20 protein-coding genes and 1 tRNA gene are annotated in these 23,236 nt (G+C 65.1%); 8 read left to right on the top strand and 13 right to left on the bottom strand.

Going from position 1 to position 23,236, the window contains the following annotated elements; translation table 11 throughout:
* Nucleotides 1-2 precede the first annotated feature (2 nt).
* Together AC6CH3_RS08625 and AC6CH3_RS08630 are read right to left on the bottom strand one after the other, a co-directional pair.
* Entirely contained in the window at nucleotides 3-485 is a 483-nt protein-coding gene (locus AC6CH3_RS08625) for an FHA domain-containing protein FhaB/FipA (RefSeq protein WP_498132035.1), read from the bottom strand.
* A complete protein-coding gene (locus tag AC6CH3_RS08630) occupies nucleotides 482-1,225 on the bottom strand; it encodes an FHA domain-containing protein (RefSeq protein ID WP_498132036.1) in 744 nt (247 codons plus the stop codon). Before AC6CH3_RS08630 ends, AC6CH3_RS08625 begins: the two co-directional genes overlap by 4 nt.
* Before the next feature lie 394 nt (nucleotides 1,226-1,619).
* Here AC6CH3_RS08630 and AC6CH3_RS08635 point away from each other — a divergent pair.
* Nucleotides 1,620-1,702: transfer RNA gene (locus tag AC6CH3_RS08635), tRNA-Leu, on the top strand.
* 97 nt (nucleotides 1,703-1,799) lie between these two features.
* On the opposite strand, the gene AC6CH3_RS08640 is transcribed toward AC6CH3_RS08635, so the two are convergent.
* Nucleotides 1,800-2,750, bottom strand: coding sequence for a 2-hydroxyacid dehydrogenase (locus tag AC6CH3_RS08640; RefSeq protein ID WP_498132037.1), 951 nt, complete (start codon nucleotides 2,748-2,750; stop codon nucleotides 1,800-1,802).
* Nucleotides 2,751-3,052: 302 nt separating this feature from the next.
* Between AC6CH3_RS08640 and AC6CH3_RS08645 the strand changes: the two genes are divergently transcribed.
* The 6 genes from AC6CH3_RS08645 to AC6CH3_RS08670 are packed head-to-tail and all read left to right on the top strand — an operon-like array spanning nucleotide 3,053 to nucleotide 9,413.
* On the top strand, nucleotides 3,053-4,609 hold the full coding sequence (locus AC6CH3_RS08645) for an ABC transporter substrate-binding protein (RefSeq protein WP_498132038.1): 1,557 nt from the start codon (nucleotides 3,053-3,055) through the stop codon (nucleotides 4,607-4,609).
* A gap of 30 nt (nucleotides 4,610-4,639) precedes the next feature.
* The gene (locus AC6CH3_RS08650; RefSeq protein WP_498132039.1) at nucleotides 4,640-5,569 is read left to right on the top strand and encodes an ABC transporter permease; all 930 of its coding nucleotides are present in this window, start codon (nucleotides 4,640-4,642) and stop codon (nucleotides 5,567-5,569) included.
* A gap of 8 nt (nucleotides 5,570-5,577) precedes the next feature.
* A complete protein-coding gene (locus AC6CH3_RS08655; RefSeq protein ID WP_498132040.1) occupies nucleotides 5,578-6,570 on the top strand; it encodes an ABC transporter permease in 993 nt (330 codons plus the stop codon).
* The gene (locus AC6CH3_RS08660; protein WP_498132041.1) at nucleotides 6,567-7,667 is read left to right on the top strand and encodes an ABC transporter ATP-binding protein; all 1,101 of its coding nucleotides are present in this window, start codon (nucleotides 6,567-6,569) and stop codon (nucleotides 7,665-7,667) included. Before AC6CH3_RS08655 ends, AC6CH3_RS08660 begins: the two co-directional genes overlap by 4 nt.
* Nucleotides 7,660-8,685 carry an ABC transporter ATP-binding protein gene (locus AC6CH3_RS08665; RefSeq protein WP_498132042.1) on the top strand — a complete coding sequence of 342 codons (1,026 nt, stop codon included), beginning with the start codon at nucleotides 7,660-7,662 and terminating at the stop codon, nucleotides 8,683-8,685. Before AC6CH3_RS08660 ends, AC6CH3_RS08665 begins: the two co-directional genes overlap by 8 nt.
* A complete protein-coding gene (locus tag AC6CH3_RS08670; RefSeq protein ID WP_498132043.1) occupies nucleotides 8,682-9,413 on the top strand; it encodes a sulfite exporter TauE/SafE family protein in 732 nt (243 codons plus the stop codon). The genes AC6CH3_RS08665 and AC6CH3_RS08670 overlap by 4 nt, the downstream gene beginning before the upstream one ends.
* A 41-nt stretch (nucleotides 9,414-9,454) precedes the next feature.
* On the opposite strand, the gene AC6CH3_RS08675 is transcribed toward AC6CH3_RS08670, so the two are convergent.
* Nucleotides 9,455-10,441 (bottom strand): 2-hydroxyacid dehydrogenase, encoded by a 987-nt coding sequence (locus AC6CH3_RS08675; protein ID WP_498132044.1) that lies wholly within the window; start codon nucleotides 10,439-10,441, stop codon nucleotides 9,455-9,457.
* Nucleotides 10,442-10,475: 34 nt separating this feature from the next.
* Nucleotides 10,476-11,777, bottom strand: a complete 1,302-nt coding sequence (locus AC6CH3_RS08680; RefSeq protein ID WP_498132045.1) for a glucarate dehydratase family protein — start codon at nucleotides 11,775-11,777, stop codon at nucleotides 10,476-10,478.
* 196 nt (nucleotides 11,778-11,973) lie between these two features.
* Here AC6CH3_RS08680 and AC6CH3_RS08685 point away from each other — a divergent pair, with 196 nt between their 5' ends.
* Nucleotides 11,974-12,912, top strand: coding sequence for a LysR family transcriptional regulator (locus AC6CH3_RS08685; protein ID WP_498132046.1), 939 nt, complete (start codon nucleotides 11,974-11,976; stop codon nucleotides 12,910-12,912).
* A 37-nt stretch (nucleotides 12,913-12,949) separates the two neighbouring features.
* On the opposite strand, the gene AC6CH3_RS08690 is transcribed toward AC6CH3_RS08685, so the two are convergent.
* From AC6CH3_RS08690 to kdgD, 8 genes are all read right to left on the bottom strand, one after another.
* Complete coding sequence (locus tag AC6CH3_RS08690) at nucleotides 12,950-14,350, bottom strand: MFS transporter (protein ID WP_498132047.1); 1,401 nt, start codon at nucleotides 14,348-14,350, stop codon at nucleotides 12,950-12,952.
* Between the two features lie 224 nt (nucleotides 14,351-14,574).
* Nucleotides 14,575-15,267, bottom strand: a complete 693-nt coding sequence (locus tag AC6CH3_RS08695) for a FadR/GntR family transcriptional regulator (protein ID WP_498132048.1) — start codon at nucleotides 15,265-15,267, stop codon at nucleotides 14,575-14,577.
* A gap of 10 nt (nucleotides 15,268-15,277) precedes the next feature.
* Nucleotides 15,278-16,405 carry an L-talarate/galactarate dehydratase gene (locus AC6CH3_RS08700; RefSeq protein ID WP_498132049.1) on the bottom strand — a complete coding sequence of 376 codons (1,128 nt, stop codon included), beginning with the start codon at nucleotides 16,403-16,405 and terminating at the stop codon, nucleotides 15,278-15,280.
* Between the two features lie 153 nt (nucleotides 16,406-16,558).
* The gene (locus AC6CH3_RS08705) at nucleotides 16,559-18,259 is read right to left on the bottom strand and encodes an HNH endonuclease signature motif containing protein (protein ID WP_498132050.1); all 1,701 of its coding nucleotides are present in this window, start codon (nucleotides 18,257-18,259) and stop codon (nucleotides 16,559-16,561) included.
* 35 nt (nucleotides 18,260-18,294) lie between these two features.
* A complete protein-coding gene (locus tag AC6CH3_RS08710; protein WP_498132051.1) occupies nucleotides 18,295-19,215 on the bottom strand; it encodes an AEC family transporter in 921 nt (306 codons plus the stop codon).
* Between the two features lie 117 nt (nucleotides 19,216-19,332).
* Nucleotides 19,333-20,661 (bottom strand): enolase C-terminal domain-like protein, encoded by a 1,329-nt coding sequence (locus tag AC6CH3_RS08715; protein WP_498132052.1) that lies wholly within the window; start codon nucleotides 20,659-20,661, stop codon nucleotides 19,333-19,335.
* Nucleotides 20,658-22,292 (bottom strand): aldehyde dehydrogenase (NADP(+)), encoded by a 1,635-nt coding sequence (locus tag AC6CH3_RS08720; RefSeq protein ID WP_498132053.1) that lies wholly within the window; start codon nucleotides 22,290-22,292, stop codon nucleotides 20,658-20,660. The genes AC6CH3_RS08715 and AC6CH3_RS08720 overlap by 4 nt, the downstream gene beginning before the upstream one ends.
* Before the next feature lie 8 nt (nucleotides 22,293-22,300).
* Nucleotides 22,301-23,215 (bottom strand): 5-dehydro-4-deoxyglucarate dehydratase, encoded by a 915-nt coding sequence (gene kdgD / locus AC6CH3_RS08725; protein ID WP_498132105.1) that lies wholly within the window; start codon nucleotides 23,213-23,215, stop codon nucleotides 22,301-22,303.
* Nucleotides 23,216-23,236 lie beyond the last annotated feature (21 nt).

The raw sequence follows: 23,236 nt of genomic DNA on the forward strand, positions 1-23,236 counted from the left end.
GGCTATGGCCTCAATTCAATGACCGTCTTGCCGATTCTCACGGGTACACCGAGGTCCACGGGAAGGGCCCGGGTGAGCTGCTGGTCGGCCAGATACGTGCCGTTGGTGGAGCCGAGGTCCTCAATGAACCAGCGGCTTCCCTGCGGGAACAGGCGTGCGTGCCGGCCGGAGGCGTAGTCGTCCTCCAGCACGAGAGTGGCTTCCTGGGCCCGGCCCAGCAGGATGGGGCTGGATGCGAGGGGAACCGTGCGCCCCTTGAGGGGGCCTTCGGTGACCACCAGTTGGCGGGCCTGCTGTTTGACCGGAGCCGGGGCGGGCTCGGCCAGTTCAGGATTCTTGCGCACCTGCCGAGCGGTGGGGGCGCCCGTCGCGGCCTTTCGGCCGATCATGAGGTCGCGGCGCATCGCGGAGACGATGCTGAAGATCAGCACCCAGAGAAGCAGCAGGAAGCCGAAGCGGAGGGCGGTTATGGTCAGTTCGCTCATGGGCGGCCGCCAGTGTTGGCGGGCAGGAGGCGGAAGATGATTTTGGTCCGTCCCATCGTGATGGTGGAGCCGTCGGTGAGCTCCGTGCTGCCAGCCACTTTGTGTCCATTGACGTAGCTGCCGTTGGTGGAACCGAGGTCCACGGCAGTTGTGGTGCCGCCGGCAGTCTGGATTTCCAGATGGCGACGGGATACTCCGGTGTCGTCCACCAGGATGTCAGCTTCTGATGAACGTCCCAGAACGACCGAAGGAGCATTGAGTGAATATCGCTGGCCGTCGATGTCCAGGACGGGCTGCAGGCGGACAGGCTGGCGGCTGGGCGCTGCAGGTACGTTGGCGCGCGGCGCTGCTGCCGGAGCAGCACCCGACGCCTTCTCGGTCTTGGATGTGATCTCAAAGTCGCCCGGACGGTGGGCTTCATCGTGCCGGAACGAGATCCGGACCGGCCCCTGAAGGGTGTAGCCCTGGCTGCGGACGTGGTTGATCACCACATCGCACAGTTCTTCGGCCAACGGGGTTCCCCATTCCTGGGCACGCTGGAAGTCATCGTCGCTGAGGAGTACGTCAAAGACATTGGGCGCCAGAGTCCGGCCGGCGGCAACGGTGATGGCCTTGTGGTCGACTTCCCGGCGGAGCCGGCTGGCGATTTCCACGGGCTCGACCTGTGCTTTGGAACCGGTGGAGAAGACGCCGCGGACGGCCTTTTCAATGCCGCGCTCGACTTTGTCCAGCAAACCCATGGTCCTTCTCCTTCCTTGCCACGGCGGGCAGTGCGCCTCGTGAAGCTCTCTCTGCTGCGCACGCCACAACAGAACAGTGGGCCCACCGGAAGCGGGCGCCTATACATCCGATACTACTTGCCACCCCTGCTAATGACCTTAATCCACAACGTGGCGGTGCTCAGATTCGTTCATGATGGACACTCTTTTGTTGCCGTCATCACACGGATTGGCGTGCGGAGCGCCGCCGGGTTGCCTGGAGCCGATGGGGCCGCGCGGACCTCAGTCTGCCTGTCAACGGGCCCCAATCCGGCCGATTGGCGTTTTGCGGCAATTGTCCGTTATGCTTGATCTCGCTGCTTTTACGAGGTTGCGACTCCGGAGTCCGGGGTTGGAATTCAGTGGAAGAAGTTGCGCGCGAGTGGCGGAACGGCAGACGCGCTGGCTTCAGGTGCCAGTGTCCGAAAGGGCGTGGGGGTTCAAATCCCCCCTCGCGCACGCAAATGAAACACCCCGGTCTTTCGGACCGGGGTGTTTTTGTTTGCCCTGCGGCGGGGTTATCGGGTTCTTGGCAAGAGTGCCAAATTCGGGCGCGTCAGGACACCGGGGTCACCAAGGTTCCGTCGGCTGCGAACTGGGCCAGGTTCGCAAGCGTGAGCTCCGCCATCGCGGCGCGGGTCTCGTGGGTCCCGCTGCCCAGGTGCGGCAAAAGAACCACGTTATCCATGGACAGCAGGTCCTGAGGGACCTTCGGCTCATCGGCAAAGACATCAAGGCCTGCTCCGCCCAGCTTTCCCTCCAGCAGGGCCGCGACGAGAGCCTGCTCGTCCACTACTGAACCTCTGGCGATGTTGATAAGGTAACCGCCGGATCCGAGTGCCTCCAGGACCTCGCGGTCAACTACGTGCACAGATTCCGGCCCGCCGGCCGCTGCCACAATCAGTACATCCGAATTCTGTGCCAGCTCCACCGGTGAGGATGCGTAGTCGTACGTCACCCCCGGATCCCTCCTGCGGTTGTGGTAGCTGACGGTGCAGTCGAAGCCCTCGAGCCTGCGCGCAATTACTTTTCCGATCCGGCCAAGGCCCAGTATCCCCACCCGCTTGCCGCTTGCCTTGGTGGCGAGGGGGAAATTTCCCTTTCGGGCCCAGTCGCCCCGGCGTACATAGCGGTCTGCGGCACTGGTGCGGCGCAGCACGTCCACATAAAGCGCGACGGCGGTGTCAGCCACGCAGTCATTCAGGACATCCGGTGTATTGCTGACGGCGATCCCGCGTTCTGCGGCCTGCCTGGTGTCCGTGGTGTCGTACCCAACGCCGAAGTTCACGACAGCCCGTAGGTTGGGCAGGGCCTCCATCAGTTCGGTTCCCACACCGAAGCGCCCAGAGGTGACGGCGACCTCAAAAGTGTGGCCATGGCGTTCCAGGAACTCGGTCTGGTCTGCCACGGAATCGGGCAGCCGGACTGCGCCGTACACGTCGGCCACCGTGTCCTGGACAGTTTGCATGAGTGGTCCTACCTGCAGGACAGCGACGTTGTTGTTCATACCCTGCACAGTAGGTTCGGGCATCCATATGCGTCCAACATGCAAATAGCATTGATCGATGCCCGATGTGTATAGGTGTGCAGACTTTCGCGGAATACCGCGGCGGACGGGGTCACGTGGCGCCGGTCACACCCCCTGGCTCCGCCATGAAGGGCACGACGCACGGCTTTGCGGCATGCCCTTCCTCTTGTGGTGCTTTTGGAGGCTCAACTAGCTTGAGTCCAGCGCGGCCCCCAGCTCCCTGTCCACACCTCACACAAAGCTGCAGCCTGCCGCGCTCCACTACTCCGGAGGATCCAATGATGTCTTCTTCAACACCCCAATCCCGCGCATCGGCGGTTAGATGGCCTGCCCTCGCGGCCGGAGCACTGCTGGCGCTGAGCGGCTGCTCTGTCGCCAATTCCGACGCCGCGCCCGCATCCGGAAGCACGCTCCGCGTGGTCCTCGGCCAGGAACCGCCCACCTTGGAGGCCTGCGAATCGAACCTCACATCGACCGGTGTGGTGGTGCGCTCCAACGTGACTGAGCCGCTCATCGAACGGAACCCCCAAACCGGCGAACTTGAACCGCTGCTGGCAACGGAATGGAAAGCCACATCGGACACCGAATGGACTTTCAAGCTGCGCGAAGGCGTGAAGTTCCAGGACGGCACCCCATTCGATGCGGAAGCCGCGGCCTTCACCATCAACAGGGCCGTCAACTCCAAGCTCGGCTGCAATGTGGAAGGCTACGTGTTCGGGGACGCCGATCTCAAAGTAAAGGCCGTGGACGACACAACCCTCACGGTCGCCACGGCGGAGCCGGACCCGATCCTCCCGCTGCGGCTGTCCTTCCTCGAGGTGGTGCCGACGTCGACGGACACCACCGCGAAGGTTCGCGAACCCGTCGGCACCGGCCCCTACAAAATCGAGGCGTGGGACGCCGGCCAGAAAATTACGCTGAGCAGCTGGGATGGCTACTGGGGCGATAAGCCGGCCTATGCCAAGGCCGAGTACCAGTGGCGCTCCGAGAGTTCGGTGCGCGCGGCCATGATCACCAGCGGGGAAGCCGACGTGGCCATGGGCCTCAGCCCCGACGACAACATGGGCGAGCTTGGCATCGACTACCCGAACAATGAGACGGTTGCCCTTCGGCTCGAGGCTACGAAGCCGCCGCTGAACGACATCCGCATCCGCCAGGCGGTGAACTACGCCCTCGACAAGGAGGGAATCGTCAACTCCCTCTACCAGGGCAAGCACAAAGTGGCGGCCCAACTGGTGCCTGAGGGCATCGTGGGCCACAACGCGGAGCTGAAGGGGTGGTCCTTCGACCTGGACAAGGCGAAGTCCCTGGTTGCCGAGGCCAAGGCCGACGGCGTGGACACCTCCGCCCAGATCTCGCTCGTTGTCCGCAGCGCCCAATTCCCCAAGATCACCGAACTGGGGCAGGTACTCCAGGAGCAGCTGAGCCAGGCCGGACTGAACGTGAAGCTGAAGATGCTGGAAACCAGCCAGCACCTGACCTACCAGGTCCGCCCGTTCGCTGACGATGAAGGTGCAGTTGCCCTGATGACGCAGCACGGCAACCAGGCCGGTGATGCGGCCTTCACCGTGGACCAGTACATGCTGTCCACCGGGGCGCAGAGCTACTTCGGGACCCCGGAGTTCGACGCCATGATCAAGAAGGCGGACGCGGCATCGGGTGAGGAGCGGAAGAAGGCCTTCGAGGAGATCTTCGCCTACCAAAACGACAAGGTGGTCCAGTTTGCCCACATCTCCCACCAGACCGGCATCATCGGCAAGTCCAAGTCCGTGAACTACACGCCGAACTCCTCCAGCGGCGACGAGCTGCGTGTCTCGGAAATGACCCCGGCAAGCTAGCCCGGGCCTCCAGGAATAAGAAGGACAGCCATGCTGATCTACTTGAGAAAGCGGATAGCCTCCAGTGCGCTGCCGCTGGTAGTGGTTATCGTCGGTGTTTTTGCGCTTGCCCGGATGACAGGAAACCCGGCCAGCCTCTATCTGCCCCTGAACGCCACACAGCAGATGCGTGATGACTTCACCGCACGCAACGGCCTGGACCAGCCCTTGCTGGTGCAGATGGCGGACTACTTCGGCGGGGTGCTCAAGCTCGACTTCGGGCAGTCCCTCCGCACCGGGCAGGATGCCGCCGCCATGGCGCTGCGTGCCTTCCCTGCAACTCTGCAGCTCGCGGCCACCACCATGGTGCTGGCCGTGCTGTTTGCACTGGTTGTCGGTTGCTGGGCCGCACTGAAGCCCAACGGCGTGGCCGACCGCATCTCAAGCTTCGTCTCCATGGCCGCCGCTTCGATTCCTGACTTCTGGCTCGCCATCGTGGGCATCTGGGTCTTCGCCATAACGCTGGGCTGGCTCCCGACATCCGGTGTGTCGGGGGCCGGCGCCTGGGTTCTGCCGATCGCAACCCTTCTGCTCCGGCCATTCGGCGTCCTGGTCCAGATCGTCCGGGGCTCCATGGTCTCGGCACTGTCGGAGCCGTACATCAAGCTGGCACGCAGCCGCGGTGCCGGCGAACTGCGGGTGGTCACCCATCACGCACTGCGCAACGCCGCGGCTCCGGCCCTTACTGTGGCCGGTGACCTGACTGTGGGTTTGGTGAACGGAGCTGTGGTGGTGGAAACCATCTTCGGCTGGCCCGGCATCGGAAAGCTCATGATCGATTCCATTCTGCAACGTGACTTCGCCGTGCTGCAGGCCGCGGTGCTTCTCACGGCAGTGGCGATCTTTGCTTTGAACATCCTGATTGACATGGGCTATGCGCTGCTTGATGCACGTGTCCGCCCCGTCACGGCAAAGGCTTAGGAGTAGCCATGAAGACTTCATTGACTGAGCCGGCGGGGCAGAATCAGCTGCCGGCAGCCGAGCAACCGAAGCCCGTGAAGGAAAAGAGGGAGGCGAACCTCCACCTCTTCCGGCTTCTGCTGAAGGACCCCTTTGCAACGGTGTCCGCGCTGCTCCTGATCGCCATCGGGCTGACCGCCGTCGTCGGCCCTGCCCTCATGGGCGACCTGGCAACCAGACAGAACCTCCTCTTCGCCAATAAGGCACCCTTTACCCTGGCCAATGGCTGGGAATACTTCCTGGGCAGTGATTCGCTGGGGAGGAGCATGCTCGCACGCCTCGTCGTGGCCAGCCGCACCACGTTCTCCGTGGCGCTGCCCGCCGTGGCACTTGCCCTCGTGATCGGTTCCCTCTGGGGAGTCTGGGCCGGCTACCACCGCGGCTGGCGTGAAAACCTCTCGATGCGGATCGCCGACGTCATCATGAGCTTCCCGTCCCTGCTGCTCGCCGTCGTCGTTCTGTATGTGTTCAGCCCGAGCGCAGGAAACATCGTGCTGATCCTGGCCCTCACCCGGATCCCCATCTATCTGCGCACGGCCCGGGCCGAATCGGCGGAGCTGCAAAGCAGGACGTTCGTGGATGCTGCCCGGACCTTCGGCGCCAAGCCGAACGCCATCATCGGCCGCCACGTCATCCCCGTGGTCCTGCCGACGCTCCTTACGCTTGCAACGCTCGAATTTTGCTACGTCATGCTGGCCGAGTCGTCGCTGAGCTTCCTCGGCATCGGAATCCAACCGCCGGACGTCAGCTGGGGACTGATGGTCTCGCAGGGCAGGCAGTACATGCAGACGGCATGGTGGCTGTCCATCTTTCCCGGCGTAGCAATCGTGGTCACCACCATCGCCGCCAACGTCCTCGCGGCCTGGCTGCGTATCGCCACTGATCCGGCCCAGCGCTGGCGGCTCGCACTTCCCCGCAAGCGCCTGATTGCCCGTATTCCAGTAAAGGAGGCCAAGCCGTGAAAGCTGCTGCCCAAACCGTGCTCACCGAAGAGTCCCCGGTGAAAGATGCCGTTCTCACTGTCCGGAACCTGGCTGTGGACATCCGCACCCACCGGGGAACGATCCGGGCCGTCAATGGTGTGGGCTTTGAGGCCCGTGCGGGGGAGACCCTCGCGCTGCTCGGAGAATCCGGCTGCGGTAAGTCCATGACGGCGAAGGCCCTCGCCGGGATCATGGACCCGGTCTGTGACCTGGCCGGCGGGGAAATTGTCCTCAACGGAACAGATCTTGCGGCCCTGACACCCAAGGAGCGGCTCAAGTTTGCGGGACCGGGGCTGGGGATCGTCTTCCAGGACGCGCTGACAGCCCTCAACCCTGTTTACACGGTGGGAACACAGCTCGGCGAAGCTTTCAGGATCCATCAGGGAATGAGCGCCAAGGAAGCCAAGGTCCAGGCAATTGATTTGCTGAAGCGGGTGGGAATTCCCGAACCCGAGTCCCGCGTTAATTCGTATCCGCACCAGTTCTCCGGCGGTATGCGCCAGCGCATCCTGATCGCCATGGCGGTGGCACTGAACCCGCGCCTGCTGATAGCGGATGAACCCACCACAGCCCTGGACGTCACGGTCCAGGCGCAGATCATGCAGCTCCTGCGGAAGCTCCGCGAGGAGGGACAGATGGCCGTCGTGCTGATCACCCACGATCTGGCGGTCGTCGCCGAGGAAGCGGACTCCGTGGCGGTGATGTACGCCGGGAACGTGGTGGAGAGCGGGCCGGTCTCCCAGGTCTTCAGCGATCCACGGCATCCCTACACCAAGGGGCTGCTCGAGTCCGTGCCCGTTCACGTGGAGCGCGGCACCCACCTGAAGTCCATTGCCGGGAGCCCTCCGGAGCTCCACGACATCCCGGCCGGCTGCGTCTACCAGTCCCGATGCCCGCTCGTGCAGGATATCTGCAGGGCCGAGCGTCCCCGGCTGCTGCCGGTCATGGACAGTGCCCAGGACAAGCAGAACGGTGCCGGCAACGGCCCCCGCGCCGAGAGCTACCCCGCGATCCAGCCGCCGCGGCCGGGCCGGTACGCAGCCTGCCACTTCAGCAAGGAGTTAAACAATGTCTGAGCCGCTTCTGCAGATCGATGGTTTGTGCAAGACGTTCCACGTCGCCAAGAGCGCCAGCGGCAACACCCGCCTCAAGGCACTGGATGGCGTCAGCCTGACGGTCGGCCGCGGGGAGACCCTCGGCCTCGTGGGGGAGTCGGGCTGCGGCAAATCCACGCTGGCCCGGACCCTCATGATGCTCGAGACGCCGGATGAGGGGACCGTGACCTTTGAGGGAACGAACCCGTTCGGCCTCCGCGGCAAGGAACTGCTGAGCTGGCGGCGCAGAGTCCAGATGGTGTTCCAGGACCCGTTCGCGTCCCTCAATGCGCGTATGAGTGCCGGCGACATCATCGCGGAGCCCTGGGCCACCCATCGGAGCCTCTACCCGACGCCGCGTGAGCGCGAAGCCCGGGTGCGCGAGCTGCTCACCATGGTTGGGTTGCGTCCATCGGATGCCCGTAAATCCCCGCAGGAATTTTCCGGCGGCCAGCGGCAGCGTATTGGCATTGCTCGGGCGCTGGCCCTCAACCCGGACGTCATCATCCTGGATGAACCGGTCTCCGCCCTGGACCTTTCCGTCCAGGCACAGGTCCTCAACCTGCTCAATGACATTCAGCAGGAACTGGGCGTTTCCTACATCTTCATCTCCCACGACCTGACCGTCGTGCGGCACGTGGCAGACCGGGTGGCGGTGATGTACCTGGGCAGAATCATCGAAACGGGCGACACCGAGGAGGTTTTCGACCATCCGCGGCACCCCTACACAGCGGCGCTGATGTCCGCCTCGCCGAAGCTGGACGTGACGGGCTCGAAGCGGGAGCGCATCGTCCTCAAAGGCGAGTTGCCTTCCCCGTTGGACCCGCCGTCGGGCTGCCGCTTCCGTACCAGGTGCTGGAAAGCGCAGGACATCTGCGCCGATGTGGCTCCCGAGCCGCGGGTGACGACAGCCGCCGCCGGTGCGCCGCATGTGGCCGAATGCCACTTTCCGCTCGAAACCATCAAGGGCCTCACCGCCGCCACCGCCGCTGCCGGGTGACGGGCACGGAGTATGCGGTCATTGCCGGCGTGATTTTCCTGGCCGCCTGCCTGCAGGCCTCGACGGGGTTCGGCCTGGGAATGCTCGCCGCGCCCGTGGTGGCCATGGTGGACCCGATGCTGTTGCCGTCCACGCTCATTCTCCTGGCACTGCTCGTGACCATCCTCGTGACAGTCCGTGAACGGCAGCACCTGGACCTCCGCGGGACCGGCTGGGCCCTGGTGGGCCGGATCCCCGGAAGCTTTCTGGGGGCGTGGCTTGTGGCCGTGATCTCCACGGAAGGACTTGCCTGGGTTGTGGTTGCGGTGGTGCTCACCGGGCTGGTGCTTGCCATCAGGGGGTGGGCGCCCCGGCCGGTCAGGGTCAACCTCATCGCGGCCGGTGCAGCCTCGGGCATCATGGGCACCGCAACATCCATCGGGGGACCTCCCATGGCCCTGGTGTGGCAAGGCCATCAGGGACCGCGGCTGCGGGGCACCATGAGCGCGTTCTTTATGGTCGGCTCCGCCATTTCCCTGGTCTCGCTGGGAGTTGCAGGCGCCGTGACGGCCGAAACCTTGACGCTCGCGCTGTGGATGGTGCCTGCGGTGCTGGGCGGCTATCTGGCCTCACGCTTCGTGAACCGCTTCCTGAACGCTGCACGCCTCAGGGTGCTGGCGATGGGGGCGTCGGGGCTGGGAAGCCTGCTGTTGATGGGGCAACTGGTGCTGGCTGGCATGCAGCCCTGAGCGTATGAGCTGGTCGGAACGACTCGCCGCAGATCGCCGTCCTAGGACCTGGGCACCAGGTTGAACAGCTCCAGGCCTTCCGCCAGCCTCCTGATGTTGGCCGCAATGTCCGCTGCCCGTCGTTCGAACGTGGTCCTCGCATGTCCGGAGTGGTGCGGGGTGAGAACGGTATTGGGCAGGGACGCGAACGGCAGTTCCGCCGGAGGCACCACTCCATCGGCAGGCGAACCCCACCAAACGTCGATGCCCGCCCCGGCGATGCGCTGTGACTCCAGGGCGTCGAACAGCGCGTGCTGGTCCACCACCGGCCCCCGCGCAACATTAATAAGGAACGCCGTGGGCTTCATGGCCGCCAACTCCGCGGCTCCGATCATCCCCTCTGTCGAAGCGTCCAAGGGCACAGTGACAACCACGACGTCGGACGCGGCCAGCAGCTCCCGGAGCTGGTGGTTGCCGCCGGTCCAGCTCAGAGCGACCCCATCGGGGACGCTGGCGTCCGGGTTCCTGCGGACGGCGCGGACGTCCATGCCCAGTGCGCCGGCCATCCGCGCAACCTCGGCCCCGATCGAGCCCATTCCCACGAGTCCCAGGGTCATTTCGCCGAGGGTCGGGTGGAAAGGAACGTCCAGATCCGTGGCAATGGTTTTCCAGCTGCCGCCGCGTAGAGCACGGTCGGCCGCCAGGACATTGCGGGACAGCATCAGCGTGAGCATCAGGACGTGTTCGGCGATGGGCTGCGCGTGATGGAAGGTGTTGGCAACGACGGCCTCCGGGGGCAGCCCCGGAAACGAGATTTTGTCGTAGCCGGCGCCTGTGACGTGCACGAGCTGCAGCCTGGCGGCGGCGGCCGCCTGCTGCGGACCCAACGACGAACAAACGACGACGTCGGCACGCGCCAGCGCGTCCAGCTGGCGGGCGGGGGTCCAAGCCGCCGCCATGTCCCAGTGGTGTGCGCCGCCGTCGTGCTTTAACTCGTCCTCAAACCGGCTGATGATGGGGTCGGTGACCACGATCCTCAGGCTCTTCATTGAGGTCTCCTCTTTGCTGCGGTCCTGGATGCGCTCACCAGCGGGGGCTCTGAAGCTCATAGGAGGGGTTCAGCCTTCTCATGTACCCGGTGTCGTCCCGGCTCGTGATGCCGCATTCCAGATACTGACGGTGGAGACGCTGCAAGGCGTCGCGGTCCAATTCGATACCCAGCCCGGGCCCGGTGGGGACCTTGACGGCTCCGCTCTCGAAGGCGAAAGTGCCGGCAGCCACGACATCCTCTTCCGGGTCTTTCCATGGCCAGTGTGTGTCGCACGCATAGTCGAGGTTCGGCGTCGCTGCTGCCAGATGAACCATGGCCGCGAGGCTGATGCCCAGATGGGAATTCGAGTGCATGGACAGACCCAGGCCGAAGGTGTCGGCGATGCCCGCCAAGGACTGGGAGCGGCGCAGGCCTCCCCAGAAATGATGGTCCGAGAGGATGACATCCACGGCACCTGCGGCAATGGCCGGGGCCACGTCAGAGAAACTGACCACGCACATGTTCGTGGCGAGCGGCATCCCTACCTCGCGCCGGACAGCTGCCATCCCCTCAATGCCAGGCGTGGGATCCTCGAGGTACTCCAGGATGCCGTCCAGCTCCTTGCCCACCCGGACGGATGTGTCCACGGTCCAGGCACCGTTGGGATCAACCCGGAGCGGCATGGCCGGGAACTCGGCCCGCAGTGCCTTGACGGCGCCCACTTCCTCCTCGGGCGGGAACACGCCCGCCTTGAGCTTGAGTGCCGGGAAACCGTACTCGTCCACCATCTTCCGGGCCTGCCGAACAATTCCGGCCGGATCCAGCGCTGCACCCCACGAATCGTCGTCCTGGCCGGGGTGTCCGGACCATTTGTAGAACAGGTACCCGCTGAACTGAACGGTGTCGCGGACAGCGCCGCCGAGAAGATCGCTGATGGGGCGGCCAAGGAGCTTCCCCTGAATGTCGAGGGCGGCCACGTCGAAGGCTGACAGGACACGGTCCGTGGTGCTGGAACCGGTGACCATTCCGCTCATGCCATGGCCCCCACGGACCGTGTCGTGCCGGAGTGCAGCTGCAATGCGGCTTCGGATTTCGTTGATGTTGAAGGCATCAGTGCCGGGAAGGCCAGCGGCCGCGGCTTCCAGACGTGCGAGGTGGCCGGCATCTCCGTAGGTTTCACCCACCCCGCTGATGCCCGAATCCGTATGGACTTCCACAATGGCCCGGAGAGCATAGGGTTCATGGACACCAACAGTGTTCAAAAGCGGCGGATCCTTGAACGCCACCGGCGTGATGGTGACGTGCGTGATGATCACTTGCTTCAGGTGTTCGACGTGCTCGTTCACGGGGTTCACTCCGGTGTGCTCCTAGATGCGGCTCGGTCAGTGTGGGCTAGGTCAGTGGGCTTGCCCAGCAGGTTTGTTCGTTGGTGAAGTCGGGGCCTTTTCCTGTGCGGGATGGTTTCGCAACTGCCCTCCACATGAACATAATGGGACGAATTGATCCACGTCCAAGCCAACTTTTGCACCCGATCATCCACGAAAGGTATCGATGTTTACCTTGCCCCAGCTGGAGGCCTTCGTTGCCGTCGCTGAAGAACTGCATTTTGGAGCGGCCGCGGAAAGGCTCAACATGACGCAGCCTCCCCTGAGCCGGCAGATCCAGATCCTGGAGAAGAAGCTCGGCACGCAACTCTTCGGCCGCACCAGCCGCAAGGTCGAGCTGACACCGGCGGGCGCCATGCTGTTGCCACGGGCGAGGCAGATCCTGGACTTGTGCATCAAAACCGAGCTGGATGTCCGCAGGGTTTCCTCGGGGGAAGTGGGAGCCATCACCGTGGGCTACACGGCGATCGCCGGCCAAAGTGCATTGCCCCTCATGCTGCGCCGCGCGGCCGACAGCATGCCCGGGGTCTCGTTCATGCTCAGGGAGCTCGTGTCCACGGACCAGATGGACGGACTGGTGAAGGGCAGCGTGGATCTTGGTCTGTTGAGGCCGATTGTGGCCCGCCCGGGCATAGTGTCACGGCCCCTCATGAAGGACCGCCTGGTCGTGGCGCTGCCCGTCGGGAGCTCATTGCTTGGAAGCATGCCCATGAAGGAGGGCGCCCCGCTGCCCTTGGGAAAACTGGACCGGCTTCCCCTGTTGATGTACTCCACGAAGGAAGCCAGGTACTTCCACGATCTCGTGCTCCGCCTGTTTGCCAGTGCCGGCGCCCATGCAAACATCACCCAATATGCCAGCCAGATCCCGGCACTCCTCGCCTTTGTCCAGGCGGGGCTGGGAGTCACGCTGGTGCCGGCGTCCGCCATGGCCTCGGCACCGGCGGGGGTCGAATTCCACGAAATCGACGGAAGCCACGGCATTCAGGAGCTCAACCGGGTGGACCTGGAGATTGCGTGGAACGAAGAGACAGCCAACCCAGCGGTCAGGCGGCTCCTCGAGCTGATCGACTCTGCGGGATTGGCTGCGTCCGATCGGGACAGGTAGCCCGGGAGGCTGCTTCGTCCCGGCTACTTTGACCCGGCTACTTTGATCCGACGGTGGCCAGTCCCGAATTCAGTTCCGTTGAGTTTTCCTCCTCGCCGCGCGGCTCCGCTTCGACCCGTGCCCCGGGCGTCTTGCGCTCCTTCAAGAAATACACGAGGCCGGCCGCGAGAGTAGATGCCGCGGCCAGGGCGAAGAGTCCCGGCACTACGCTTCCGGTCTGCTCCTTGATGATGCCGAAGCCGAACGGGGCCACAAAACCGCCCAGATTCCCCAGGGAATTGATGATGGCGATGGCCGGGGCCAGGACCAGCGGATGCAGGCCGGACTGAGGAATGGTCCAGAACAGCGGAGAAGCACTCTTGAAGCCCATGGCGGCGATGGCGAGGAACACCAGGGCCAGGACCGGAGTGGCGACGGCGGCTGCGAACGTTCCCACGGCGGCCACCAGCAGGGCAACCACCAGCAGGGGACGCTTGGACTTTGCCTTGTCCTGCCATTTGGCTGCAAAGTACATGGCGACGACGGCGCACACCCACGGAATGGCGGAGAGGAAGCCGACACTCAGGTCGGTGGTGCCGGGGATCTGCCTGACGATGCTGGGCAGCCAGAAGGTGTTGGCATAAATGGAGAGCTGCACGGCGAAGTAAATGCCGCAAAGCAGGAGGATCTGGGGGTTCAGGAGCATCTTCCAGCGGTTGATCTTCGCATTGCCTCCGGCATGTGACCCGGTACCGTTGCCGGCGGAGTGCTGGGCGTCCTCCGCCTCAATTGCACGGGAGAGTGCGGACTTTTCGGCGGTGCTCAGCCACTTTGCATCGTGGATCTTGGCATCCAGAAGAAAGAACACCACGATGCCCACAGCCACCGACAACAGGCCTTCGAACCCAAACAGCCACTGCCAGCCACGCAGTCCCAAGACGTCGTGGAGGCTGAGCAGCATGCCGGCAATGGGTCCCGACAGAGCGGCGGCGACCGACGAACCGGCAATGAAAATGGCTGTGGCCTTGCCGCGCTGGCCTGCGGGTACCCAGCGGGCGAAGTAGAAGATGACCGCGGGGAAGAATCCTGCCTCGGCCGCACCGAGCAGGAATCGCAGGACGTAGAACATCGTCTCGTTCTGGACGAAAGCCATCAGGAAGGACACTGTGCCCCAGCTGATCATGATCCGGGTCAGCCAGACCTTTGCGCCGTACTTTTCCATCATCACGTTGCTGGGAAGTTCAAAGATGGCGTAGGCAATAAAGAAGAGTCCCGCGCCGAATCCATACGCGGCAGCGCCGATGCCGACATCCGCCTGCAGGTGGTCCTGGGCGTAGCCGATGTTGGACCGGTTCAGCTGGTTGCAGACCAACATGACCAGCATGATGGGCAGCACCCGCCTGAAAAACTTCTTCGTGGCCGAAGCCAGATCCGTGACAGCGGTGTCTACAGACTGCATTGGGGGAATCCTCTTTGGTAGATCAGCAAGCTCACGCTGCGGGGATGACGGCCACGCCGTGTGCTCCTCACCACAGCACCCGTTAACTGTAAACAGCCGCTTTCATGCACGTCCAACACAGATTTTGCATGGCGTGATACCTGCGGAGACCGATTCCCCGCATTGCCTCCTGCTTGAGGCCTTCATCGCCGTCCTTCGTCTCCGTCCTCTGTAACGGTCCTCCGTCACCGTCCTGCGCGGAGGCGGCGGCGGGAATTGGCGAGATGGCTGCGCATGGCCGCGGCAGCCGATGGCCCGTCTCCCTCGGCAATGGCGGCATAAATCGAGCCATGCTCGTGGACGACCTGATCGAAATGATCCCGTGCGTAGTGTTCGACGCCGGTCATCAGCCGCGTCCGCGGCATGGCGATCATGGTCTGGCCCAGGGATGCGAGGCAATCCGAGTAGAAGGGGTTTCCCGAAGCAGCGGCGACGGCGCGGTGGAAGTCGTAGTCGGATTTCATGGCATGCGCAGGATGCTCCACGCTGGCCGTGAAGTCATCCAACGCTTTGTGCAGGACCTTGAGCTGGCGGTCGGTGCGGTTGGTGGCAGCGAGGGTGGCGGCTTCGGCCTCCACGCCGATGCGGAACTCCAGCAGGTGGAGACGGTCTTCCATGGTGACAACAGGCCTGGTGGCCTGTCCCGCCGTCGGACCTTCCGGGGGCGGGGTCAGCGCAAAGCTGCCCCGCCCGCGTTCGGTTTCCACGAGTCCTTCGGCCTGGAGCCGCGTGAGCGCGGCGCGGACCACGGTGCGGCTCACACCGAACTCGTTGATCAGGGTGTTTTCGCTCGGAAGCTTGTCCCCGGGCTGGATGACGCCGTCAACGATGCGGTTGCGAAGGTCGGCGGCGAGGTCCGTGGTCAGGTTCCGGCTCATGGGTTCAAGATTACGCGCCGAATTCCACGGTCTCCGTGGTCCAGGCGCGTGCCTGGTCGCTGAGCGACACACCGAGGCCGGGGCGGTCCGGAACCATCATGCGGCCGTTCTTCGTTTCGAGGCGCTCGTTGAACAGCGGGTCCAGCCAGTCGAAGTGCTCCACCCAGGGCTCGCGGGGATAGGCAGCGGCAAGGTGGAGGTGGATTTCCATGGCGAAGTGCGGGGCCAGGCCAAGACCGCGTTCATCCGCCAGGGCAGCGAGGCGCAGGAACTGCGTGATACCGCCGACGCGCGGGGCATCAGGCTGGATGATGTCGCAGCCGTTGGCGGCGATGAGGCCCTTGTGCTCGGCTACGGAGGCGAGCATTTCGCCGGTGGCGATGGGGGTGTCCAGGACGTGGGCGAGATGCGCGTGGCCTTCGAAATCGTAGGCGTCCAGCGGCTCTTCAATCCACACGAGGTTGAACTCTTCCAGCTGGCGGCCCATGCGCAGGGCGGTGGCACGGTCCCACTGCTGGTTGGCGTCCACCATGCACGGGACGTCCCAGCCGATGTGTTCACGGATGCCGGCTACCCGGCGCAGGTCCTCTTTGCTGTCCGGGAGGCCAACCTTGATCTTGATGCCGCCGATTCCCTCTTCGATCGACTGTGTGGCGCGGGCCTTGACCTCGTCCAGGGTGGCGTTGAGGAATCCGCCCGAGGTGTTGTAGGTCTGCACGGAGTCGCGGTAGGAGCCCAGCAGCTTGGCGAGCGGGAGGCCGGCGCGCTTGGCCTTGAGGTCGTAGAGCGCGATGTCGAGGGCGGCGAGGGCCTGGGTGGCGACTCCGGAACGGCCCACGGAAGCGCCGGCCCAGAGCAGCTTGGTGTAGATCTTGCCGATGTCGTTGGGGTCCTCGCCAATGATGCCGTCTGCGACTTCCTTGGCGTGGGCGTACTGGGCGGGGCCGCCTGCACGCTTGGAGTAGCTGAAGCCGAGGCCGGTGTGGCCCTGTTCGGTGGTGATTTCTGCGAAGAGGAAGACCACTTCGGTCATGGGCTTCTGGCGACCGGTGAACACCTTGGCGTCGCTGATCGGAACGGCGAGTGGCAGCTTCGCGGTGGACAGTTTTACATGGCGGATGAGATCTACGGTGCTCATGGATGCTCCTCGAAAGCAGGATGGTGGGCTGCGTCGCCCTCCTACTTAGAGTACAAGTAAGCAACTTGTATTACAAGTATGTTCCTGCACGAGTCCAGGCAACGTGGGGAACTTGGCCGATGGTTGCATGGCGACGGCCAGCTTCGGCCGAGTTCAGCATCTGAAGTAGTTGTTTCGTTGTGGTTGTTGGCGGGGGTCGATATGGGGTGGTGGTTTGAACCAGGGCACACCGTTCTTGACCTGGATGTGCCACTGTTCCTTGTGGATGAGGTGGTGGTGATGGGAGCACATGAGGGTGCCGTTGTCGGTGCCGGTGGTGCCGCCGTGTGACCAGTAGGTGATGTGGTGGGCTTCGCACCACGGTGCGGGGATGGTGCAGCCGGGGAAGGCGCAGCCTTGGTCGCGGGCGGTGATGGCTTTGCGGATGTGGGGCGGGAAGATGCGGGTGGTGCGGCCGACGTCGAGGATGCGGCCTTCGCTGCCGAGCAGGACCGGGATGACGTCCGCGTCGCAGGCGATTTTCCGGACGGTGGCGGCGTTGATGGGTCCAGTGAACGTGAACGACCCGGTGCCGCCCTGAAGGTACCCGCTGGCGGCTGCGGCCGTGGGTCGGTTCGATGCGGTGCTGCGGTTGATGCTGCGGTAGCGGGGTCCTTGGCTGGTTTCGTGTTCGAGGCGGTCCAGGAGGTCGAGGTAGTCGATGGTGACCATGACCTGGGGTCGGAGCCCGCCGGTTGTGGGGAGTGCATCGGTGGTGAGGGCCGCTTTGCAGGCGCCGACGAGTCCGTCCAGGTGTTGTTGCGGGCGGGTCCGGCGGTCCAGCTCAACGTCCGGCGGCGAATCCCAGCCGGTGGTGCGCGGGTTGGTGGTGGTGCGGGGGTTGGTGGCGGTGTTCATGACGGTGAGGAGGTGTTCGTATTGGTCGGTGGTGGCGAAGATTTCGAGGTGGTGCAGACCGCGGCGGGGGCGGCGGAGGAAGGCGCCTTGGCGGTGGCGGAGTTCTTCTTCGGTGGGTTCGGTGCCGTCCTGGTCGATGGCGTCGGTCCAGCGGTGGGCGATGCGGGTCAGGAAGTCGTGGTCGTTCTCGAGGGCGGTGCGGACCAGGATGGTTTCCATGTGGTCCAGGACGGCGGGCTCGGCGATGGGTCGGGCTTTGTCCAGGGCGGTGGTGATGATGGTGCCGGCGCGGGAGGCGATGGTCCCGGCGGCCAGGACCGTGGCGGTGCGTTCGCAGGCCGGGGGCAGGGGCGCTCCGCCGAAGCCGGTGCGGGGGAGAACGGAGCCGGCGAGGGCGAGGCGGCGGCGGGCTTCGCCGATGCTGATCCGGAGCCGGATCCGCAGGAACTCCGCGGCATTCCGGCACCCGTCATCGGCCGGATCCACCGCCCCAAGCCGGGCCGCCGGGGCCGGGAGAGCGGAAGCCGCCGTCGCGGGTTCGGTGTCGGGTTCGGTGCGCCAGCCGGTGGTCCAGCCGGTGGTTTTGCTGGCCGGGCCGGCGGTGTTGATCGCTGCGGTGCGGGTCCGCTCGACCGCGGCGGCGGCGAGCAGTTGCAGGTGCTCGACCCGGCGGGACAGCTCCTCCGCCAGGTCGGCGAAATCCGCAGCGTCCCCGAAACCGGCCGCGGCCAGGTCCTTGGGTGCGGACTCCACCGCCGCTTCCACCAGCGCGAGGCAGGCTTTGAGATTAGCGGAAGCACCGCCGTCGGACACCACGCGGTCCACAAGCCCGGAATCTGACATGGAAGCGGGAACGCTGAAGAGCCGGCGGCTCCGCAGCAGGGAAGCCGCGCTGAAGCCGGACGTTACCGTCCGGCCCGCGGTGTGATCCGCTGCGTTGTCCCCCATGGCTTCCATAGCTAAACTCTGCCAAAGGGGTCGGACATTATTAGCTATCCGACCGCCCAGGCGACCACCAGCAGCGCCCCGACGCTGAGCAGTGTGGTGCAGAGGATCACGTCCCTGGCCACGGTCATGCCCCTGCCGTAGGGGGAGGCGAAGAGGAACACGTTCTGTGCGGTCGGGAGGGCGGCCATGATGACGCTCGCGAGGAGATGCTGGCCTTCCAGGCCGAAAACAAACCGGCCCAATACCCAAACAACCAGTGGCATGCCCGCAATCTTCAGGAAGGTCGCCACCAGGGTTTCCGTGCGCCCGTCGCCTGCTTGCAGGGGTGCCTTCCCGGCCAGGGAGAGGCCAAAGGCCAGCAGCACCATCGGAACCGCGGCGCCCGCGAGCATGTCGATGGGCTTCTGTAACAAGTCCGGGGCGCTCCAGCCGGTAAGCGCCACGACGGCGCCGAGCGCGGAGGCGATGATCATGGGGTTGGCGAACGGCTGGACCAGCATCTTTTTCCACGAGATTCTGGCTCCGGAGGACAGCCCCAGGACGGTCAGGTAGAAGGGGGCCATGACCAGGATCTGCACCAGCAGCACCGGGGCCACGTGCTGGGCCGTTCCCACGGCGTAGAGCGAGACCGGGATCCCGATGTTGTTGGCATTGGCATAGCTGCTGGCCATTGCTCCGACAGCGGTCTCCGCAACGGGTCGGCGGAAAAACAGGAAGCTCAGCAGGCAATAGAGAAGCCCCACTATCGCTGCTGACAGCAGCGCCAGTGGGGCATCCGTTCCGAGCGCTGCCCGGATGTCACTTCCGGCCACCACAGTAAAGAGGAGTGCCGGGTTGGTGATGTAGAAGGCTGTGCGGGTCAGCGCGCCCTGGATCTCGGGACCGAGGACCCGCAGTCGGGCCGCGACATAGCCCACGGCAATGACGGCGGAAACTATGAGGATTCCGGAGACGACGCCGCCCAAGCTGAGCCCTTCTATTTAACTCTATTCAACGTAATGAGTGGGTTCCGCACGGCCGGCTCCTGTTGCGGGGAGGCCCGGCCGTGCGGAAGATTTTGGTGCTTGTCTACCGCACTCGCATTAGCGGACGAGACTGGGACGCTTGGGATCGAAGGACCAGCCGTCGATGTAGTACTGCATGCCGATGCTGTCGTCGCGGGCGTCGAGGCCGTGCTGCAGATACAGCTCATGCGCCTTGTCGAGGGCATCGCGGTTTAGCTCGATGCCGAGACCGGGTGCATCCGGAACCTCGATGGCGCCGTTCCTGATCTGCAGCGGGTCCTTGGTGAGGCCCTGGCCGTCCTGCCAGATCCAGTGCGTGTCCAGCGCCGTGATCTCGCCCGGTGCGGCCGCGCCAGTGTGCGTGAACATGGCAAGCGAGATGTCGAAGTGGTTGTTCGAGTGCGAGCCCCACGTGAGGCCGAACTCGTTGCACAGCTGCGCCACGCGTACTGAACCGTGCATGGTCCAGAAGTGCGGGTCTGCCAGTGGAATGTCGACGGCGTTGCTGCGGATCGCGTGCGCCATTTCGCGCCAGTCCGTGGCGATCATGTTCGTGGCCGTCTTCAGGCCGGTGGCACGGCGGAATTCCGCCATGACTTCGCGCCCCGAGAAGCGGCCTTCCGCCCCGCAGGGATCCTCGGCGTAAGCCACCACGCCCTGCATCCGCTTGCCCAGCCGGATGGCCTCCTCAAGAAGCCACCCACCGTTGGGGTCGAGCGTGACACGGGCTTCGGGGAAGCGCTTGGCAAGTGCCGTGACGACGTCCACTTCGGCGTCGCCGGACAGCACGCCGCCCTTGAGCTTGAAGTCGCTGAAGCCGTAGCGCTCCTGCGCGGCCTCGGCCAGGGCTACCACTGCTGCGGGTGTCATCGCTTCTTGCCGGCGGAGCCTCTCCCAGCGGTCCGCCGGCGCATCCTCCACGAGGTACGGCAGGTCGGTCCGTCGGCGGTCGCCGATGAAGAAGAGGTAACCGAGCATGGGAACAGAGGTACGCTGCTGCCCGTCGCCCAGCAGTTCCGCGACGGGGACGCCCAGAAACTGGCCGTGAAGGTCCAGCAGGGCTGATTCGACGGCGGTGACCGCGTGGACGGTGGTGCGCAGGTCGAAGGTCTGCAGGCCACGGCCGCCGGCGTCGCGGTCGGCGAACTCTGCGGCGATCTCGCGCAGCAGGGAACGGTAGCGGGCCACCGGCTTGCCGGTGATCAGGGTGCCTGCTTCCTCGATGGTGGTGCGGATCTTCTCTCCGCCGGGAACCTCACCGAGTCCCGTGCGGCCGTCAGAGTCGGTCACGATGACCACGTTCCGGGTGAAGAACGGCCCGTGGGCGCCGCTGAGGTTCATCAGCATGCTGTCGTGGCCCGCAACCGGAACGACTTCCACGCGGGCGACGGTTGGCTGGGCGCTCATGCGTTGACCTCTTCTTTTTCTTCGGCGTCTGCCTGGACAACGGTGCCGTCGACGCGGCGGTTCAGGTGCCAGGGGTTGGTGTCCTGGAGGGGTGCGGGGAGCAGTTCCTGGGGGAGGTTTTGGTAGGCGACGGGGCGGAGGAAGCGGTTGATGGCCAGGGTTCCGACGGAGGTGGTGCGGCTGTCGGAGGTGGCGGGGAAGGGGCCGCCGTGGACCATGGCGTGGCCGACTTCGACGCCGGTGGGCCAGCCGTTGACGATGATGCGTCCGACTTTCTGCTCCAGCGCCGGGATCAGGGGTGCCGCCGTCGGGTAGTCCTCTTCGGTGAGCTGCAGCGTGGCGGTGAGTTGGCCTTCGAGCCGGTTGATGGCGGTGAGGAGTTCCTCGGTGGTGGAGTAGCGGATCACCAGGGACGCGGCGCCGAAGATTTCCTCGTGCAGCACGTGGTTGGAGACGAAGGTGTTGATCTCGGTGCCGAAGATGGCCGGTGCCGGGGCGTTCTCGGTGCCTCCTTGGGTGCCTTGGCCTACGAGGTCGACGCCGGCTGCGGCGCCGAGCGCTTCGGCGCCGGCGTTCCGGGAACCGGCGATGCCTGCGGTGAGCATGGTCTGCCCGGCGCAGGCGGACACGGCGCGTCCGACGGCGGCAGCGAGTTTGTCTCCTGCCTCGCCCGCGGGGGCGAAGAGCAGGCCGGGGGAGGTGCAGAGCTGGCCGGAGCTGCCGGTAACTGCGGTGACGTACTGCTGGGCCAACGCGTCGATGTGTTCGGTGTCGATGTGTTCGGCGGAGCCGTTGAGGGCGCCGGGGAAGACGAAGACCGGGTTCAGCGAGGACATCTCGGCGTAGACGGGGATCGGTTCGGGGCGGGCCGCGGCGGCTTGCATCAGCGAGATGCCGGCGGCGCGGGAGCCGGTGAAGCCGACGGCCTTGATGGCCGGGTCCGAAACCAGGGCCTGGCCGATGCTGGCGCCGGGGCCGTAGACCAGGGAGAACACGCCGGGGTGCAGCCCGGTGTCCTTGACGGCTTTGACGACTGCCTGGGCGACGAGTTCGCCGGTGCCGGGGTGGGCGTTGTGGGCCTTGAAGACGACGGGGCAGCCGGCGGCCAGGGCCGAGGCGGTGTCTCCTCCGGCCGTCGAGAAGGCCAGCGGGAAGTTGCTCGCGCCGAAGACGGCGACGGGGCCGAGCGGGATCTGGCGCTGGCGGATGTCGGCGCGGGGCAGCGGGGTGCGGTCCGGGAGCGCGGGGTCGACGCGCACGCCGCGGAAGTCGCCCTGGCGGACCACGTTCGCGAAGAGGCGCAGCTGGCCGATGGTGCGGGCCAGTTCGCCCTGCAGCCGGGTCGCCGGCAGGCCGGTTTCCTGGCCGGCGCGGATGATGAGTTCCTCGCCGATGGCATCGATGTTGTCCGCGATCGCCTCCAGGAACGCAGCGTGCCTCTCGGGGTCAAGGGTGCTGAAGGACGGGAAAGCCTCGGCCGCCGCGGTCGTGGCGGCTTTGAGCTGTTCTTCGGTGATCAGCGTGTAGGCGGGCTCGAGCCGTTCATTCGTGGCCGGGTTGAATCCAAAAGCGGTTTTGCCTGCGCCCGGGACCGGCTGCCCGGCGATCAGTGAGTGTCCGTTGAGTGTCATGGTTGCTCCTAGGAGACGGTGGCGATGAGGGCTTTGAGGTCGGCGAGGTCCTGCGCGGCGAGGTTCTGCAGAGGGGGGCGGACACCGCCTGCGGAGCGGCCGATGACGTCGAGGCCTGCCTTGACGATGGAAACGGAGTATCCCTTGACCCGGTCGCGGATGTCCAGGTACGGGATGACGAACTCGTTGAGCTTCTTGTTGACGGCTACACGGTCGTTATTGCGGACGTCCTGGTAGAAGTCCAGGGCGAACTGCGGGACGAAGTTGTACATGGCGCTGGAGTACGTGCTCATGCCCAGCTGCAGCAGCGGAAGCGCGAAGGTTTCCGCGGTGGGGAGGCCCCCGAGGTAGAAGAGGCGGTCGCCGAGCTTGGCATAGACGCGGGCATCGTGCTCAAGGTCGCCCACACCGTCCTTGAAGCCGATCAGGTTTTCGTGCCGGTCAGCCAGGGTAGCCACGGTGGTGTCCTTGTAGATGGCGTTGGCGCGGTTGTAGATGATCACGCCGAGCGACGTGGCACGGCAGACGGCGCTGACATGCTCAATCAGGCCGCCCTGGTCCGCCTCGGTGAGGTACGGCGGGAGGAGCAGGATGCCCTCGGCGCCCACCGCTTCGGCCGCCTTTGCGTTCTCGATGGCCTGGGCGGTGGACCCGCCGGCTGAGGCCAGGACCGGAACCGTGTTGCCGACTTCCTCGACGGCGGCACGGACGACTCGTTCCGACTCTGCGGGTGTGAGGGAGAAGCCTTCGCCGGTCCCGCCGGCGGCGAAGAGCCCGGCCACCGGGTAGCTGGCCTGCCACGCGAGGTGCTTCCGGTAGTTTTCCTCGTCAAACTGCAGTTCTGCATCGAAGGAGGTCACGGGGAAGGAGAGCAGCCCGTTCTTGAGTGTGTCGGCAAGTTCCTGGGGTGAGTATTTGGCCACGGTGTGGTCCTCCATGTCGGC

This window comes from Arthrobacter sp. GQ119 (assembly GCF_059759125.1).

Bases quoted from the DNA above. Each gene is read 5' to 3' on its own strand.
- AC6CH3_RS08625 (WP_498132035.1), bottom strand. From the start codon at position 485: ATGAGCGAACTGACCATAACCGCCCTCCGCTTCGGCTTCCTGCTGCTT.
- AC6CH3_RS08630 (WP_498132036.1), bottom strand. From the start codon at position 1,225: ATGGGTTTGCTGGACAAAGTCGAGCGCGGCATTGAAAAGGCCGTCCGC.
- AC6CH3_RS08640 (WP_498132037.1), bottom strand. From the start codon at position 2,750: ATGAACAACAACGTCGCTGTCCTGCAGGTAGGACCACTCATGCAAACT.
- AC6CH3_RS08645 (WP_498132038.1), top strand. From the start codon at position 3,053: ATGTCTTCTTCAACACCCCAATCCCGCGCATCGGCGGTTAGATGGCCT.
- AC6CH3_RS08650 (WP_498132039.1), top strand. From the start codon at position 4,640: ATGCTGATCTACTTGAGAAAGCGGATAGCCTCCAGTGCGCTGCCGCTG.
- AC6CH3_RS08655 (WP_498132040.1), top strand. From the start codon at position 5,578: ATGAAGACTTCATTGACTGAGCCGGCGGGGCAGAATCAGCTGCCGGCA.
- AC6CH3_RS08665 (WP_498132042.1), top strand. From the start codon at position 7,660: ATGTCTGAGCCGCTTCTGCAGATCGATGGTTTGTGCAAGACGTTCCAC.
- AC6CH3_RS08675 (WP_498132044.1), bottom strand. From the start codon at position 10,441: ATGAAGAGCCTGAGGATCGTGGTCACCGACCCCATCATCAGCCGGTTT.
- AC6CH3_RS08685 (WP_498132046.1), top strand. From the start codon at position 11,974: ATGTTTACCTTGCCCCAGCTGGAGGCCTTCGTTGCCGTCGCTGAAGAA.
- AC6CH3_RS08690 (WP_498132047.1), bottom strand. From the start codon at position 14,350: ATGCAGTCTGTAGACACCGCTGTCACGGATCTGGCTTCGGCCACGAAG.
- AC6CH3_RS08695 (WP_498132048.1), bottom strand. From the start codon at position 15,267: ATGAGCCGGAACCTGACCACGGACCTCGCCGCCGACCTTCGCAACCGC.
- AC6CH3_RS08700 (WP_498132049.1), bottom strand. From the start codon at position 16,405: ATGAGCACCGTAGATCTCATCCGCCATGTAAAACTGTCCACCGCGAAG.
- AC6CH3_RS08705 (WP_498132050.1), bottom strand. From the start codon at position 18,259: ATGGAAGCCATGGGGGACAACGCAGCGGATCACACCGCGGGCCGGACG.
- AC6CH3_RS08715 (WP_498132052.1), bottom strand. From the start codon at position 20,661: ATGAGCGCCCAGCCAACCGTCGCCCGCGTGGAAGTCGTTCCGGTTGCG.
- AC6CH3_RS08720 (WP_498132053.1), bottom strand. From the start codon at position 22,292: ATGACACTCAACGGACACTCACTGATCGCCGGGCAGCCGGTCCCGGGC.